The sequence below is a fragment of the Listeria cossartiae subsp. cossartiae genome (assembly GCF_014224155.1).
GTDB lineage: Bacteria > Bacillota > Bacilli > Lactobacillales > Listeriaceae > Listeria > Listeria cossartiae.
Window position 1 is genome coordinate 371,472 of the sequence record NZ_JAASUI010000001.1, and the last position, 16,580, is coordinate 388,051.

Here is a 16,580-nt window from a genome sequence, read left to right on the forward strand (position 1 = left end):
CTTCACTTCCTCCTAAATTTGCTCTAAGGCTTTCGTTAAATCTTGGATAATATCATCGGCGTTTTCGATTCCAATTGATAAGCGAATCGATTCGGGTTTCACGCCAGCGGTTAATTGTTGTTCTTCGCTTAGTTGTTGGTGGGTCGTGGATGCTGGGTGGATAATAAGCGATTTTGCATCGCCCACATTGGCTAAATGCGAGAATAATTCTACAGATTCAATCACTTTTTTACCAGCCTCATAGCCGCCTTTAACGCCAAAAGTGAAAATCGAACCCGGGCCTTTTGGTAAATATTTTTGGGCTAGCTCGTTGTATTTATTATCCGGCAAACCGGGGTAGTTCACCCAAGCAACTTTTGGATGGTCATTTAAGAAATTGGCGACTTGTTTAGCATTTTTTACGTGTTGTTCTAGGCGAAGGGAAAGTGTTTCTAGGCCTAAAATCAGTAGGAAAGCGTTGAATGGTGAAAGTGCTGCGCCAGTATCACGAAGGAGCGAGACACGTAGTTTAGTAATATAAGCCGCCGCGCCAACATCGTTTGTGTACGATAAACCATTGTAGCTATCATCCGGCACAACTAGCTTCGGAAACTTGCCATTTGCCCAGTTGAATTTACCTGAGTCAATGACCGCACCACCAATCGCAACCCCATGACCACCAATGAATTTCGTTGCCGAGTAAACGACGATATCAGCGCCAAAATCAAATGGGCGATTTAAATAAGCGGTCGCGAATGTGTTGTCAACGATGAGCGGGATATCGGATGCGTGCGCAATATCCGCCACTTTTTCGATATCAACAATATTAATATCGGGATTTCCAATGGTTTCAATAAAGACAGCTTTCGTATTTTCTTTAATGGCCTTTGCAAAGTTTTCCGGTTCGTTAGGGTCAACAAAAGTTACATCAATTCCAAAAGTTTTAAATGTATGAGAAAAAAGTGTATGCGTTCCACCGTAAAGTGTTGCGGCTGCGACAATATGATCACCGGAACCAGCAATATTTAAAATAGAGTAAGTAATAGCGGCCATGCCAGAAGCAGTTGCAACGGCCCCAATACCACCTTCAAGTAACGTTAACCGTTCTTCTAAAACAGCAGTAGTAGGATTCATAATGCGGGTATAAATATTTCCAGTTTCTTGTAAACCAAATAAGGCTGCGGCATGTTCCGGGCTATCAAATGTATACGACGTTGTTTGATAAATTGGCACGGCTCTTGAATGCGTGTCTCCGTCGGGCGTATGTCCACCGTGTACTTGAATTGTTTCGAATTTATACTCATTACTCATAAAAACCACTCCTCTTTAATATGTATTTATCAGTAATTTCCATCAAAAAACCTCCCTAGCAGTATATAAGCCGCCAGAGAGGATAGAGTTTCCTAAACTTGGATTTCCGACTTATCTTTCAGAATATACTGCTGGAATTAGCACCGTGAAAATAAATTCCGGTTGCTAAGGCTTCAAAGGGCCAGTCCCTCCACCTTTCGTGATAAGAAAATACTATTAAATTAAGTTATATATTACGCTGGATGATATGAATTGTCAACTATGTATTGAAAAAGCCTGAAATTAGTACTTTTTTTGATATTTTTGTGAAAAGGGCATTTTTAGCGATGAATAATTACGCGCGAAAGGTTTTAAATCCGCTTTTTTAGGCTATTATAGTTAAGACTAATTATATTTCATTAAACATGAGGTTGAATTAGAAAAAACAAAGGGGAGTTGAAATAAAAATGAAAACTTTTACACGAATTCTTGTTTTATTGGCAGGGATTGCAATGGTTATACTTGGATTTTGGTTCTTATTCCATCCAGTAGTTTCGTTGTTAACCTCGACATTAATGGTAGGTTTCTTACTACTCATTTCTGGTATTTTCCACACAATTACTTATTTTTCAGATAGAAAATCACAAAATATTTCTGGCTGGGTGCTAGCTGACGGGATTTTATCCATCGTACTAGGTTTCTTGCTATTATTTAATGAATTTGATGGAACTGCAACACTTATCTTACTGTTCGGTATGTGGGTATTGTTTGCTGGTATTATGCGTACAATTGGGGCATTTACCGCGAAACAAAACAACGTGCGTGGCTGGGGCTGGATTTTAACAATTGGGATTATCGGTATCGTTGTTGGATTTATTGCTTTGTTCAACCCAGTAGTTTCCGCAATTGGTATCATGATCGTTGTCGCAACATTCTTCATCGTTCAAGGTATCGGCGCAATTGCCACATTCTTCTTTATGGGTAAAAATTATTAAAAAATAAAAATGCGCTATCCACTAGGGTAGCGCATTTTTTTGCATTTATATGTATGGATTATATGTATCTTTCAGTTTTTGCTTATGACTTTCGAAATTATTAATACGCCAAGGCTTAGGTGAAAGGGCAATAATACCGTCTTCCTCCAATTTCCGTAAATTAGTCGCAACATAAGCGCGCGCTAAATTAAGATAATTCCCTAAGATTTTTTGCGTAAAATAATACGGAATCAAACAAGAGCCATCTGTTTCAATTCGGCCAAATCGTTCTCCACAAGCAATTAATCCAGCTAAAACTTTCTCATTAGAAGGTAAATTTGCATAAGCTTCGCGTTCTAGCATTGGTGTAACCATACTTTGCATAAGTGCATTCATCTGCCAAAATACATCTGGTGAACTTAAGAATTTATTCAGAACATATTTCCGTTCAAATTGATAAACACTAACTTCACTAATCGTTGCGTAATTTACTGGTGATATCGCGCCACCGAGTAGTGTAAGCGGTCCGATACAATCTTGCTTGCCTAAGAAGCTGATGATGTTGTCTTCTTTACAAGTGTTTTTGCTCATCGCAACTACGCCTTCTTCGATGATATAGAAGTAATCAGTTTCCGCGCCTTCTGCTAAAATCTGTTGATTGCGCCTAAAGCGAATTCTTTTATATGGAAGAACTGCTTCACTAGAATCTTTTAATAAATTAAGTAAATCCACGTTGTAAAAGCTATTTTCCTCATTTAGTAATGACATATACCGAGTCCCCTTTTCTCAGTGGTAATCATTATCATTATATAGGAGTTAGCTTCAAATGTGTATCAATGGGGCTTAGGTTGCTTTAAGTAGCTTTGCTTTGATGAGGCGATCACGGATAAGAATACCTAGAAGCGCCGCGAAAACAGCTTTAATAATACCTGGAATAATAAATGGTACCATTCCTGTTAAAAAGGCAGCCGGCCAGTCAAGTCCAGTGCTAACCTTCAACCATAACACGCCGAAAATAAGTGTGACAATGGCGCCTAAAATATTGGCAACGATAGCATAAGGAACCGTGAATTTTGTTTTTTCGAGCAACCAGCCTGTAAGTAATGCATTAAAAATAAATCCGATAATAAATCCGCCAGTTGGTCCGAAAATAATCCCAATTCCTGCTGTCATTCCTTGGAAAACGGGAATTCCAACAGCACCAAGCACAATATAAACTAATACAGATATCGTACCATGACGAGCTCCAAGAATGGTTGCAGCTAAACCAATCGCAAATGTTTGTCCTGTAAGTGGGATAGGACCGAGTGGAATAGCAACTTGTGCAAGCAAAGCAATGATGACTGCAAATAAAGCATCAACTACTAAAAACTTCAATTTCTGATCACGCATAAACATATCTCCTTTTAATGTAAACTTAATACTAAAATAGGTTAACATTTATTTCTTAAAAAAACAATACTAGTTTTTTTAATCAGTACCTTGCATTGAACACTAGTGTATGATAAACTATAGTGGTAGTGAACAATATATAGTAGTGGTTAGTTAATACTAGTGTGGAATTTAACAGAATGGAGGAGTTAGCATGGAAGTTAACCCACAATTCAAAAAAGGTGTGTTAGAACTTTGCTGTTTATTTTTAATTCAAAAGAAAGATTGTTATGGCTATGAGTTGGCAAATCAAGTTTCTAAATATATTGAGGTAGCAGAAGGCGCTATTTATCCAGTACTTAGAAGATTAGTGAAAGAAGAATATTGTTCCACTTATTTAGTAGAATCGAATGAAGGTCCATCAAGAAAATATTATCAACTAACTGTCAAAGGGGAAATTTACTTAAATGAACTTATTTCCGAATGGAACAATTTTACAGACAGTGTTGCAAAGCTTTTAACTGAGGGGGAAGCAGTAAATGAATAAACAAGATTTCTTAAATGAATTAAACCAACGCCTAGAATTGCTTGATCCTAAAGAACGGAGAGAGCTGTTGTCTGACTATCAAGAGCATTTCAGAAATGGCATTGAAGCGGGAAAAAGTGAAGAACAAATTGTCTTTGACCTAGGAACGCCAGAAGAAATTGCGGCAGATATTTTAAGTGAACGGAATATCCGCGAAGAACAAGTCGAAGCGGAATATTATTATGTGCCACGTAAAAACCAAAATGAAAATCGCTCTGTAAGTAAGCAAATTTTAATTGGAGTGGGTCTATTTTTCTTAGATATTTGCCTTATTATTCCAATTATGGTCTCGCTATGGTCATTAGTTATTTCACTTTGGTCAGCAGTTGCTTCGTTTATACTTTCGCCGTTGTTACTTGGCGTAATGCTTTTATTTGGCGCTGACTTTGCATTTTATCAAATGTTTGTTTCGATTGGACTTGTGGGCTTGGGGCTGATGCTTCTGTTTGTCGCAAATGCACTTACGAAGTTTACAAGCAAAGCTACAATGGCAATAATCGAGTGGCACAAATATGCAGTCAAAGGAGGCGGAAGCAATGCGTAAACATCAATTGAGCAAGAAATTATTTTTCGCTGGTTTGGTGCTATTTATTATCGGTGCTATCGGCGTGGCTATCACAATGAACACAGGAAATATGATTGAAAAAGGAGAACCACTTACAAAGCAGTGGGACTTAGCAAACGAAAATATTAACACGCTTGCTTTTTCTTCCGAGCGAGATATATCGATTGAATGGAAAGAAAGCACAACTGGAAAAAATTACATCGAATTAAAAGGAAATTATTCCGCAAATGATAAAAAAGCAATCCAAAAATTAGAGCCAGTTTCCGAAGATGGAACTTCATTTAATATTACCGTTCCCGAAGAAGATGAGTGGTATAACAATTTTGGCAAAATCTATGCTTACGGCAAACAAAAAGTAACGGTTTACTTAACGAAAGATACAAAAGTGGCTGATTTAGAAGTGAAATCTCATTCAGGAGATATTAGTGTGGCCGATTTTAACGTAAAGAAATTTGTTAGTTCAACAAATTCTGGTGAGTTGAAAGTGACTAATCTTCAAGCGGATACTGCTCAAATGGCGACTTCTTCTGGTGATTTAGAATTAGCTACTATTAAAGCAAATACAGCGCTTGAAACAGGTTCAGGCGAGACAAAAATTACTAATTTAACCGGCGATTTAGAAGTAAATGGTGGTTCAGGAGATGTGACTGCTAGCGGAGTTAAAGCGAAAAAATTGAAAATCGCGATTGATTCTGGTGAAATCGAGTTGACTGATAGTGTGACCGATTTGGCTGTGTTAACAACGAGTTCCGGCGATATTGATGCGAATACAAATGGTATAGTGCAAGCAGAATCTAACTCTGGATCAATTGAACTTGAGGGCGTAACGAATGACTTAACGGCTAAAACAAGCTCAGGAGATGTGGATGCAGCATTTATCAAACAAGTAAAAAACATCAATATCAATACAGATTCTGGTGAAGTGGAGCTAGAAATACCAGGTGATTTTAAAGCTATTTACGAAACAAGTAGCAATTCCGGTAGTATCAAAGTCCCAACGAGCGATTCGAATACAGCAAACCGCGTAACTGTAAAAACAAGTTCCGGCGATATTAAAATCAAAAAATAAAAAATCCGTGCGCTAATTATCTAATTAGCGCATTCTTTTTGTTAAAAAGGGGTAAAGTCAGATAAACTGTTTTATCAATTTGCGCAAGGGGAGGAGAATGGATGATGGATTTTCATATTAGAAAAGCAACTAATAGCGATGCCGAGGCCATTCAACACGTAGCGATTACTTCGTGGCATCATACTTATCAAGACTTAATTCCAAATGATGTACAAGACGACTTTTTAGAAAGATTTTATAATGTTGAAACGCTTCATAATCGTATTTCAGCAACGCCTTTTGCTGTTTTAGAACAAGCGGGAAAAGTAATTGGATTCGCGAATTTTATTGAACTTGAAAAAGGAAAAAGCGAACTAGCGGCATTTTATTTACTGCCGGAAGTAACACAACGTGGACTTGGAACGGAGCTATTAGAAGTGGGAATGACTTTATTTCACGTGCCTTTACCAATGTTTGTGAACGTGGAAAAAGGCAACGAAACCGCAATCCATTTTTATGTGGCAAAAGGGTTTGTTCAAGTGGAGGAATTTACCGAGGATTTTTATGGCTACCCACTGGAAACAATTCGCTTCAATTTGAGTCATCATGCGTATGAAGAAGAATAAAAAAATGTCTATTCTAGTTGAATAAATCAATTAGGATAGACATTTTTTTATTTCGTAGCAGCTCTCCCGCTAGTTGTTTTTCCACCGCGTAAAAAGAAGAAAATCACGGCTAATATTGCCATAATCACTCCTGTAAGAACGGAAACGCCAACTGAAATGAGCATGCCGGAAACTTGGATAATGCTTAGGATGATGACTGCTGCAACAACCCCGTAAGCAAATCCCCATATGGCAAAGGTGAAATAGCTAGCTTTTTTGCTAAATCCGTAGAATATTTCGCCTAACGTAGAGGCAACTAAAATCACCGGAGCCGCAAAAAGTATTGCTGAAAAGACAAGTTGTGGTGTGACATTTTCATAGAGGATGGTTTCGACTAACAGTGCAGAAAAAATACCTAAAACAAAAATCGATAAATAAGCGATAATAAAACGCATGAAAAAAACCTCCTAAAGTACACTATATTATAGCATAAATTAGGAAGTTAGCTTAACATCTAGCCCAGTTATCGTCATTCCGCTTTACGATACGTGTAATACCTCGAATCAAGTTGAAAATGAGTATCGATACATTTAGAAAAACGATAAAAAATACAGTGGCTAAAGCAAGAAAGTGAATGGTATCCGCGCTATTGGTACTAAATGGAACATTGTTATAAAGTAAAATTATAACAATAAGACCAGCGACAAATGTTGTCTGCGTGAGGAGCGCCCATTTTACATGATGCCGTATTTCTTTATCTTTATTTGTACACCAGATAATCGCGGGAGTAATAACCGGAGCAAAGAAAAGACTAAAATAACTAAGCGCACTAATAATTTTTTTATCTAACATTTCTCATCTATCCTCTCATTTGTTTATAAGTCCAGTATAGCGGGGAAAGAGAAATGAAACCATCGAATTAGGTGACGATATGTAAATGAAAATGACAGTTTTGTCATGTAAAAACGCCCCTTCGAAAAAAATCAAAGAGACGTTTCTTTATATGACAGATTTTAAGGACCAAACTTTACTGCGCCATCTGCGGTACATTAAAACGGCTCGAACGCCTTCATCAATAATGTACGCCAGCCAAACACCTACGAGCCCAAGCCCAGCAGAGATGCCAAGTACATAGGAGAACGGCAAACTAACAATCCACATAACGATAAGGCCACATATAAATGGAAAACGGACATCGCCAGTAGAATTCAGACTGCTAATGATAATAATATTCGTGGCACGTCCAAGCTCAAGGAAAATCGAAAGTAAGAACAGTTCTTTCGTCATTGCAATGATTTCGGTATTCGTTGTAAATAGTCGCATAATCGGCTCAGCAAAGAGGTAAATCGACACGCTGACTACAATCGCAACAACTAACCCAATTTTCCAACTGCGTAAACCTTGTTTGTAAGCTTTATCAATTTCTTTCGCACCAACTGCGCGACCGATAATGATTTGCGAGGCCTGACCGAGCGCGATAGCAAAGAGTGCAACAAACTGGCTCACCGTCGAAGCATAGACTTTTGTTGTAAGCGCCTCTGTACCTAAAATCGCAATGATCGCCGTAACAACAAGCTGCGACCCAGCGTATGATAAGTTTTCCCCAGCCGAGGGAAGCCCCAGACGTAAAATCGAATAAAGTAGTTTTTTAGAAACTTGTTCCAATTTTTTGAAATGGAACGTGTAGCCGATATATTTTCTGAGCATCCAAATGGCTAGACCCATTCCGACGAAGTTAGCGACAGCAGTAGAAATTCCGACACCTGCCACGCCGTAATCTAAGTATGCAAGCGGGCCGTAAAGAAATAAGTAATTACCGACAACATTAATAATACTAATCGTCACAGGAACAAGAATCGATTGCCTCACATAACCATGCGCTCGGAGAATTGGCAAAATCGAAGCATGAATGGCGATAACCACCGAACTCCCACCGATAATTTCTAAAAACGGTGCGCCGACTTGGACTAAATGAGGATCAATTCCCATCCAAGTAAGGAAATTTTTCGACATAAAAATGAAAATAATACTCATCACAATGCCAATTAAGAAAGCTACCACTAAACCATTTGTAATCACATTCTCGATTTCTTTATGTTTTTTCGCACCAATCATTTGGGCAACGATAATTTGCACACCCACACTGATGAAGCCGTAAATAATAATAGAAATAACCAGAATCTGATTGGCAACCCCAGTCGCAGCAACCGCATCATCCGAATAATGCCCCAACATAAAGACATCGATATAACTAATCATCAGTCGTAAAAATTGCTCCAGAAAAATCGGCCAAGCAAGTGTAAAAAGACTTATACTGGCGACCTTATGTACTGAATTCACTTATTTCCCTCCCTTCTTTTTCTAACACAATTAAAGCCATTATAAGGCAATTAAAGTTAAAAGTATAGATTAATTTCAAAATGACACCAAGATATTGCTTGACAAAAAATAGATATTTTATATAATTAGTTAGGTAAACTAATCAAATGATAGAAAGAAGTGGAGAAATGTCTTCGAAAAATCAAGACTTGGGGCACTCAGTAATTAAGGCTTTCATGAATTTTAAGCATGCTGAATTAAAAAGTTTCCAAATTCCAGGTTACAGTAAATCTGAAACAAGATTTATTTTTATTTTATCTCGCGGGCTTAAAAGCAAAGGGCCGAAAATTCGTGTTTCCGATCTTGGTCACATGCTTAGAATCTCAAAACCAAGCGTAACGCAAATGATGCAATCTTTAGAAGGGAAAGGACTCATTAAACGCGTTCAAAACCCAGAAGATAAGCGCTCGATGTATGTGGAATTAACCGAAGTCGGCGTAGCAGTATCAGAAAAAATGCTCGATGAGTTTCAAGCTAGTTTTGAGGATATGCAAGAATTTTTAGGCGAAGAAGATATGGAAAAATTGATTACGCTACTAGAGAAACTCACAGATTACTTAAACACAAAATCCGAAAATAAGGAGGCATAAACCGCAAATGATGAAATTGATGAAAAGATTAAAACCTTATTGGCTGAGCATTACGGCCGTATTAGTCCTTACTTTCGGACAAGTTATTGGACAGCTTTATTTACCGACGCTTATGTCGAATATTATCGACAAAGGCGTTGTAACTGGTGATACAGATTATATTTGGAGCACTGGAATGCAGATGCTACTCATATCGTTCGCCTCTGTTATCTTGTCGGTTATCGTTGTTTATCTCGCGTCGAAAATTTCGATGGGATTCGGGAAAGACTTACGCGATAAAATTTTTACAAAAGTAGAGGACTTTTCCTTACAAGAATTTGATAAGGTGGGGACTTCCTCGCTGATTACGAGAACGACAAATGATGTTGTTCAAATCCAAAACGTTCTTTATATGATGATGCGACTAATGGTAATGGCGCCAATCATGTTACTCGGCGGTATTATTATGGCTGTCGGTCGGGACGCAAAACTATCACTTATTTTTGTCGTTGTTTTACCGCTACTGCTTCTATTAGTAGTCGTTCTAGGCGGAAAAGCAATGCCAATGTTTAAATCATTACAAAAGAAAATGGACAAATTAAACCGTGTTATTCGTGAAGGTTTAACAGGGATTCGTGTTGTTCGCTCCTTTAACCGTAACGAAGATGAACTAGAAAAATTTGAAGAAGCAAACGCGGATTATGCGACAACAGCAATTAAAGTCAATCGTTTGCTGTCACTAATGAGTCCTTTAATGATGCTACTTATGAACTTAACTTCCATCGCAATTGTTTGGATCGGTTCCATTTTTATTGGGAATGGTGATATGCAAGTAGGGGACTTGATGGCGTTTATTCAATACGCGATGCAAATTATGATGTCCTTCATGATGCTTTCGGCCGTATTTATTATGATTCCACGTGCTGGGGCTTCCGCAGAACGTATCAACGAAGTGCTAGATATGGAAGCAGAAATACTTAACCCTGAAAATCCAAAAACAAGTACACCGCCAGCAAAACTTTCTTTTGAAAATGTAACTTTCCGTTATGAAGGTGCTGAAAAACCAGTGATTGAAGATATTTCATTCGAAGCAAATGCTGGTGAAACCGTCGCAATCATCGGGAGTACCGGTGCTGGTAAGTCTACTTTAATTAACATGATTCCACGCTTTTACGATGTCGAAAGTGGCGTTGTAAAAATTAATGGGATTGATGTTCGCGAAATGGACCAATCCAGTTTGCGCCAAAAAATTGGACTTGTACCGCAAAAAGCCGTTTTATTCACTGGAACAATTGCTTCTAATATGCGCTACGGGAAAGAAGATGCGACCGATGAAGAAATCTGGGAAGCACTTCGAACTGCTCAAGCCGAAAACTTTGTATCCAAACTGTCAAATGGGCTTGGTAGTCGTGTAGAACAAGGCGGAAATAACTTCTCTGGTGGACAAAAACAACGCCTTTCGATCGCACGATCTTTAATTAGAAAACCAGAAATTTATATTTTTGATGACAGCTTCTCCGCACTCGATTTTAAAACAGATGCGAAACTGCGTGAAGCTTTAAAAACGGAAACAACGGAAGCCGTGACACTCATCGTGGCGCAGCGGATTACGTCTGTTGTTAACTCCGACCAAATCATCGTTCTAAATGAAGGTAAAATTGCCGGCATTGGAACACATGAAGAATTGAAAGAATCGAATCAAATTTATCAAGAAATTATGAGGTCACAGCTGTCAGAGGAGGAAATCGCATGAGTGGTCCAGGTCCCGGTGGTGGAATGAGAATGCAAACTAATGCCAAACCGAAGAACTTTAAACAAACGCTATTTCGGCTTCTAGGCTATATGAAACCTCGTTCTGTCGCAATTATTGTCGTATTTATCTTTGCGATTTTATCCACGATTTTCAATATTTTCAGCCCGAAAGAACTCGGGAAAGCAACAACCGAAATTTTTAAAGGCGTTATGAGTCAAGATGGAATTAATAACGATAAGATTTTCAATATATTAATGATTGTTTTAGTTTTATATCTTGGTAGTTCCTTATTTAGCTTTATTCAACAATATGTGATGTCGAGTGTTGCGCAACGAACTGTTTATGACATGCGGAAAGATTTAAAGGCGAAAATGGCCCGGCTTCCGCTGAAATATTATGATACGCGCTCAAATGGTGATATTCTAAGTCGTTCTGTTAATGACATGGATAACATCGCGAACACGCTGCAACAATCACTAACGCAAGCCATTACAGCGATTGTTCAAATGATTGGTGTCTTAATCATGATGCTAACAATCAGCTGGCAAATGACGCTAATCGTGCTTGTTACTGTTCCAATTAGTATTATTCTAGTCGCAATTATTGCCGGAAGATCACAACGCTATTTCGGCGCACAACAACGTAACCTCGGTATTTTAAATGATACTGTAGAAGAAACTTACGGCGGCCAAACAATCATTAAAGCCTTTGGTCAAGAAAAGAAAACGTTAGTAAAATTTGATGAAGTCAATGAAGATTATTTCAAAGCGGCTAAAAAAGCACAATTTATTTCCGGGATTATGATGCCGGTAATGCAATTCGTTGGTAACTTAGGTTATGTAGGTGTCTGTGTGGCCGGTGGTATTTTTGTTACTAACGGAACGCTTCAAGTTGGGGATATTCAATCATTTACGCAATATGTCCAATTATTTACGCAACCAATTTCCAGCGTAGCAAACATCGCGAACATCATTCAATCCACTATTGCTTCGGCAGAGCGTGTATTTGAAATGATGGACGAAGAAGAAGAAAAAGACGAAATTCCAGCAAATATTAACCAAGTTGCTGGCGAAGAACATAGCATTGTGTTCGACCATGTGAAATTCGGTTACACTCCGGATAAACCACTGATGACGGATTTAAATATTCATGTGGAAGAAGGTCAGATGGTAGCAATCGTTGGTCCGACTGGTGCTGGTAAAACAACGATTATCAACTTGCTGATGCGTTTTTATGACGTAGATGGCGGGGAGATTCGCATGAAAGGTATCGACACACGCGATATGACGAAAGATGCCGTCCGCGAAAAATTCGGGATGGTACTGCAAGATACGTGGTTATTCAACGGAACAATTGCAGAAAATATCGCTTACGGTCGTGAAGGCGCAACGAAAGACGAGGTAATCGGAGCAGCAAAAGCAGCATACGCAGATGATTTCATTCGCCGACTTCCAAATGGCTATGATACTGTCTTGAATGAAGAAGGTTCTAATATTTCGCAAGGTCAAAAGCAACTTCTAACAATTGCCCGCGCGATTTTATCCGATCCATCTATCTTAATTTTAGATGAAGCAACTTCCAGCGTAGATACTCGGACAGAATTAAATATTCAACTTGCAATGGGGAATTTGATGGAAGGACGCACAAGCTTTGTTATTGCCCATAGACTTTCCACCATTCGCGATGCAGACTTAATTCTCGTCATGAATCACGGTAGCGTTATCGAACAAGGAACACACCAAGAATTACTTGACGCGAAAGGCTTCTATGCTGATCTTTACAACAGTCAGTTTACTGGAGCACAAGCAGTTTAAACATACAAAGACAATGTGGCCCATCGCTGCGTTGTCTTTTTTTGAGCAGAAAATTTGTTTGCTGGTGGATTAGGCGGTATGGTTAGTAAAGAAGAAATTGAAGAGGTGAAAATAGATGTATCAATCGATTACGGCAAATGATTTAGAGCAAGAATTAAAAAACTCACAGCTTAATATACTAGATGTCAGAGATGCAGATGCTTTTGTTGTGGGGCACATTCCAAACGCAATCAATATTCCAATCAATGAACTACCAGAAAAACTAGCAACTCTTGATAAAGAGCAAACTTATACGATTATTTGTTACGCAGGAGGACGTTCAGAGCGCGCGAGTCAATTTTTAGCGGCAGAAGGTTTTGATGTAACGAATGTAATGGGCGGTATGGGAGCCTTTCACGGGGCCGTTACCCAATAAGAAAAGAAGCTACTTAAATGAAGAGTCTAATAAAATAAATTATACGGACTTTTCAGTAGAAGAAAAGGGTGGATTGGTTATTACTTATACAGCTTCTGAGAATCCAGAAATTGAAAAACCTAAACTGAAAGCAGCGGTTGTTGCGAATACACTGAGATTAGGTATGATACATTAATAAATAGCACGAATGGAACAATTACCACAAAGATTACTATTGTTGCTATGACTGGGACACCACCAGTATTACTTATGGCTGGAAATCATCTGTATGCTGGTAATACCTATCAAGGTAGTTATAGTAAAATAATGGCTCATACACGTGAAATACCAGGGACAAGTATTAAATCGGGTCTATCATATTCTAAAACATACAAAGAGTAGTGGCTTCACAATTTTGGATTGCTAAAAATCATGCAATAGCAGGATGGTTTGGAGCTGGGACTAAAACAACTTCTGAACAGACACTACCTGAACTTTTAAATAAAAAAGGTGTGGTTTACTCAAATGTTACTGTTAATGTAGCGAACAAAGCAACATTAAAAATGACACGTCCAACAAATGCTAAAGTCCCTGTAGCGAATAGGACAAAATGGACAACAACAACTCGAACAAAATTCAGAAATGACTTTGAAGCAAAATATAATGTTAAAATAGATTGGGCAAATATTCAGATTCATCACATGTTACCATATACAATATAGTGGAACTAATGCGTTTTCCAATTTAATACATCCATACATCAAAAAATAGTCTCTCCATGGTGCACAGCCTACTAACTAAAGGTGGTTAAGTTGTGACAGAAGTAATTAATAAAGTACTCAAAAATCTTGAGGATAATTATAAACCTAATGCTCCAGTTGAACTAGAATCGGCGGATTGGAAGATTTATACCGTGGTGTGCGAATACAATCAGACAGTTACAAAAGAAGATTTGGAGTCATTAGAAAAGTACGTCGATGCGACAATACCTGAAGACTATAAAATGTTTTTGAATTCATATAATGGTGCTAGACTTTTAGCAACATACGAAGAAGGCAAGATTATTGAAAAATAACAATGCTGATGGAAAATGCAAGAAGCGGCAGGGACCTAAAGGGAATCGGAAGATTCTCAAATGTTCCTGCCGCTTCTTTTCTATGAAATTGATTCGTCATATTGCAAATAGTTATGCAATTATTTTGATACAGACACTAATTCAATGATGTTTTTTAATTTACGTCTAGAGACGAAACAACTTTCTCCATTATCAAAATGAAGAATATTACTTGATTTATCTAGCTTGCTTATATTAGCTAAATTTACAACAAATGATTTATGAGATTTATATAGTCTATCGTCAAGTTTTTCAATTGTAGCTAGATTTGAATAAAATTCTATACGCTGCTTTTTTGTGACAAGAAACACTCTATGTGGCTGAGTTGATGTTTCAAAATATAGTATTTCTGAAAAAGGTATTTGAAATTGCTTATTATTACTCTCAAAAATAAAAACATCTGTTGCTATTTCCTTTACTTGATTTTCTTCGACAAAGTTTAGACAACTGGTAATTCTATTAGAAAAATCTACATCATTTTGATCTTTTGCTATAAAGTCTAGTGCAGATACTTTATATGAAAATGTTAGAGGGGCAAACTCTGAGTGGGTAGTTATGAAAACAATAGTTCCGTATGGGTCTTTTTGGCGGATTATTTGTGCAACCTCCAGTCCCTTTTTCTCATAGTTCTTTATTTCTATATCTAAAAAATATATTTGATGATTACCTATTTCTGTAATTTTTTTAATTAATTCATCAGGTTTTCCAGTAATAAATAACTTTTTACATTTAAATTTATTACTACTGATGATTTGATTTATAATTTTTTCAATCCTTTGTCTTTGGTTTAAATCATCTTCTAAAATGAAAATATTCATATGACTACCCCTTTATGTATAATGTTTGTGTGAAAAAATTATTGTCAATGGTGGTATCAAGAGAAATGTTAGAATAGTTTTGTATAATTTTATGCACATTATATAGGCCTGCTCCGCGATGATTACCCTTAGTTGAAAAACCTGTACTAAAAATCTTATTTAAAGGAATAGATTCGGAGCTAACATTATTTCGAATAATTACCACAGTATCTGAGTTTTGTTTGAAGAAGGCTATATTAATTTTTGGACTTGAAGTTTCCGTCGCTGCCTCGATAGCATTGTCTAAAAATATTGATAAAATCCTCACAAAGTCAATTACACTAATATTAAAATTATCAATAATATATTTTATCTCTAAACTAACAGTAATATCTTGATCTTCTGCTACCATTACTTTAGTTGAAAAAATACTTTTAATAGCAGTATTTTTTATATTTGCTAATTCTGCTATATTGTAATTACTTTTCTCAAGTTGGACACTAGCATTAACAAGCACATCATGATAGATTTTTTTTATTTCATCAATATTATTTGTATTAATACCTTCTTTTAAGCTGATTAGCATATTAGCGTAATCATGCCGAAAGCCCCTTATCTTTTCATAAAGTCCTTCAATTTGCTTGGTATAGATGTTTAGTTGTTGATATTCTCTCTCTTTACTTTGATAAATTTGGAGCTGAAGATAATTTTTAGTTTGAACACTCACAAATATGACTAAGCTTAGAAACATAAAAATGTAGATGAAGAAAATGTATTTTGTATTCTCATGAATGGGAGCCCAGCTACCGATGAATATTTCAAAAAAATAAACAAAAATAAAAATAGTGAAAAATATGGTAAGTATGATGTTTGAGGGGAGGATGATTTTATTCTTTATAAAGGAATCATCACCATCAAGAATTCGGAAATCAATTTTAAACAATTTTATTATCAAGAAGTGTATTAGAACTGGGAGTAAGACAGAAGAAATTGCTATAATAAAGTTAATTTGATCCCATAAATTTGTTGGTAATATCTCGTTTAAAATTAAGTTTATAAGGTTACTTAAAAAGAGTGTGACAAAACAAGTATAGATACTATAAAAGTAGTTCAAGTAATTGTTAACGCTTTTATATTTAAAAATAGTGAATATGTAAAGAAAAGGAAGCACTATAATAATCCAGTACTTTCCTAAAAAGGAAGCACTTAGGGAGAGCACAATAATTGAAATAATAACTTCAATTAACCTTAACCGCCTTTTTGTAACCTGATAGTAAATAGAATATAGTGCTATTAATTGAATAGACATAACAAAAAGATTGATAATAAGTTTCAATATTGT

19 protein-coding genes and 1 riboswitch are annotated in these 16,580 nt (G+C 36.9%); of the genes, 11 read left to right on the forward strand and 8 right to left on the reverse strand.

Annotated features, from left to right (window positions below):
- Positions 1 to 12: 12 nt before the first annotated feature.
- On the reverse strand, positions 13 to 1,290 hold the full coding sequence (locus HCJ30_RS01825) for an O-acetylhomoserine aminocarboxypropyltransferase/cysteine synthase family protein (protein ID WP_185390735.1): 1,278 nt from the start codon (positions 1,288 to 1,290) through the stop codon (positions 13 to 15).
- Positions 1,291 to 1,398: 108 nt separating this feature from the next.
- A riboswitch (SAM riboswitch) is annotated at positions 1,399 to 1,499 on the reverse strand.
- A 237-nt stretch (positions 1,500 to 1,736) separates the two neighbouring features.
- On the opposite strand from HCJ30_RS01825, the gene HCJ30_RS01830 reads away from it, so the two are divergent.
- The gene (locus HCJ30_RS01830; protein WP_185390736.1) at positions 1,737 to 2,264 is read left to right on the forward strand and encodes an HdeD family acid-resistance protein; all 528 of its coding nucleotides are present in this window, start codon (positions 1,737 to 1,739) and stop codon (positions 2,262 to 2,264) included.
- A gap of 45 nt (positions 2,265 to 2,309) precedes the next feature.
- Here HCJ30_RS01830 and HCJ30_RS01835 read toward each other — a convergent pair whose 3' ends face one another.
- Complete coding sequence (locus HCJ30_RS01835) at positions 2,310 to 3,011, reverse strand: Crp/Fnr family transcriptional regulator (RefSeq protein ID WP_185390737.1); 702 nt, start codon at positions 3,009 to 3,011, stop codon at positions 2,310 to 2,312.
- A 75-nt stretch (positions 3,012 to 3,086) separates the two neighbouring features.
- Complete coding sequence (locus HCJ30_RS01840; protein WP_185390738.1) at positions 3,087 to 3,635, reverse strand: biotin transporter BioY; 549 nt, start codon at positions 3,633 to 3,635, stop codon at positions 3,087 to 3,089.
- 193 nt (positions 3,636 to 3,828) lie between these two features.
- Between HCJ30_RS01840 and HCJ30_RS01845 the strand changes: the two genes are divergently transcribed.
- From HCJ30_RS01845 to HCJ30_RS01860, 4 genes are all read left to right on the forward strand, one after another.
- A complete protein-coding gene (locus tag HCJ30_RS01845) occupies positions 3,829 to 4,161 on the forward strand; it encodes a PadR family transcriptional regulator (protein WP_003732635.1) in 333 nt (110 codons plus the stop codon).
- A complete protein-coding gene (locus HCJ30_RS01850; RefSeq protein ID WP_185390739.1) occupies positions 4,154 to 4,744 on the forward strand; it encodes an HAAS signaling domain-containing protein in 591 nt (196 codons plus the stop codon). The genes HCJ30_RS01845 and HCJ30_RS01850 overlap by 8 nt, the downstream gene beginning before the upstream one ends.
- Positions 4,737 to 5,834, forward strand: coding sequence for a DUF4097 family beta strand repeat-containing protein (locus HCJ30_RS01855; RefSeq protein ID WP_185390740.1), 1,098 nt, complete (start codon positions 4,737 to 4,739; stop codon positions 5,832 to 5,834). Before HCJ30_RS01850 ends, HCJ30_RS01855 begins: the two co-directional genes overlap by 8 nt.
- Positions 5,835 to 5,938: 104 nt before the next feature.
- Positions 5,939 to 6,439, forward strand: a complete 501-nt coding sequence (locus HCJ30_RS01860) for a GNAT family N-acetyltransferase (protein ID WP_185391564.1) — start codon at positions 5,939 to 5,941, stop codon at positions 6,437 to 6,439.
- A 47-nt stretch (positions 6,440 to 6,486) separates the two neighbouring features.
- On the opposite strand, the gene HCJ30_RS01865 is transcribed toward HCJ30_RS01860, so the two are convergent.
- From HCJ30_RS01865 to HCJ30_RS01875, 3 genes are all read right to left on the reverse strand, one after another.
- Complete coding sequence (locus tag HCJ30_RS01865) at positions 6,487 to 6,873, reverse strand: hypothetical protein (protein WP_185390741.1); 387 nt, start codon at positions 6,871 to 6,873, stop codon at positions 6,487 to 6,489.
- 52 nt (positions 6,874 to 6,925) lie between these two features.
- Positions 6,926 to 7,270 (reverse strand): magnetosome magnetite crystal formation protein family, encoded by a 345-nt coding sequence (locus HCJ30_RS01870; RefSeq protein WP_185390742.1) that lies wholly within the window; start codon positions 7,268 to 7,270, stop codon positions 6,926 to 6,928.
- Positions 7,271 to 7,417: 147 nt separating this feature from the next.
- The gene (locus tag HCJ30_RS01875) at positions 7,418 to 8,758 is read right to left on the reverse strand and encodes an MATE family efflux transporter (protein ID WP_185390743.1); all 1,341 of its coding nucleotides are present in this window, start codon (positions 8,756 to 8,758) and stop codon (positions 7,418 to 7,420) included.
- A gap of 167 nt (positions 8,759 to 8,925) precedes the next feature.
- Between HCJ30_RS01875 and HCJ30_RS01880 the strand changes: the two genes are divergently transcribed.
- The 6 genes from HCJ30_RS01880 to HCJ30_RS14375 all read left to right on the forward strand — a co-directional run bounded on the left by HCJ30_RS01880 (position 8,926) and on the right by HCJ30_RS14375 (position 14,402).
- Positions 8,926 to 9,387 carry a MarR family winged helix-turn-helix transcriptional regulator gene (locus HCJ30_RS01880; RefSeq protein WP_185390744.1) on the forward strand — a complete coding sequence of 154 codons (462 nt, stop codon included), beginning with the start codon at positions 8,926 to 8,928 and terminating at the stop codon, positions 9,385 to 9,387.
- Between the two features lie 7 nt (positions 9,388 to 9,394).
- Entirely contained in the window at positions 9,395 to 11,119 is a 1,725-nt protein-coding gene (locus HCJ30_RS01885) for an ABC transporter ATP-binding protein (protein WP_185390745.1), read from the forward strand.
- Positions 11,116 to 12,933 (forward strand): ABC transporter ATP-binding protein, encoded by a 1,818-nt coding sequence (locus HCJ30_RS01890; RefSeq protein WP_185390746.1) that lies wholly within the window; start codon positions 11,116 to 11,118, stop codon positions 12,931 to 12,933. The genes HCJ30_RS01885 and HCJ30_RS01890 overlap by 4 nt, the downstream gene beginning before the upstream one ends.
- A gap of 115 nt (positions 12,934 to 13,048) precedes the next feature.
- The gene (locus tag HCJ30_RS01895) at positions 13,049 to 13,348 is read left to right on the forward strand and encodes a rhodanese-like domain-containing protein (protein ID WP_185390747.1); all 300 of its coding nucleotides are present in this window, start codon (positions 13,049 to 13,051) and stop codon (positions 13,346 to 13,348) included.
- 380 nt (positions 13,349 to 13,728) lie between these two features.
- Positions 13,729 to 14,049 carry a hypothetical protein gene (locus HCJ30_RS01900; RefSeq protein ID WP_185390028.1) on the forward strand — a complete coding sequence of 107 codons (321 nt, stop codon included), beginning with the start codon at positions 13,729 to 13,731 and terminating at the stop codon, positions 14,047 to 14,049.
- A gap of 92 nt (positions 14,050 to 14,141) precedes the next feature.
- Entirely contained in the window at positions 14,142 to 14,402 is a 261-nt protein-coding gene (locus HCJ30_RS14375) for an SMI1/KNR4 family protein (RefSeq protein ID WP_185390748.1), read from the forward strand.
- Positions 14,403 to 14,521: 119 nt separating this feature from the next.
- Here HCJ30_RS14375 and HCJ30_RS01910 read toward each other — a convergent pair whose 3' ends face one another.
- Positions 14,522 to 15,259: a response regulator transcription factor gene (locus HCJ30_RS01910; RefSeq protein ID WP_185390749.1), complete on the reverse strand. Its 738-nt coding sequence runs from the start codon at positions 15,257 to 15,259 to the stop codon at positions 14,522 to 14,524.
- A 4-nt stretch (positions 15,260 to 15,263) separates the two neighbouring features.
- Positions 15,264 to 16,574, reverse strand: a complete 1,311-nt coding sequence (locus HCJ30_RS01915; RefSeq protein ID WP_185390750.1) for a sensor histidine kinase — start codon at positions 16,572 to 16,574, stop codon at positions 15,264 to 15,266.
- Positions 16,575 to 16,580: the final 6 nt, after the last annotated feature.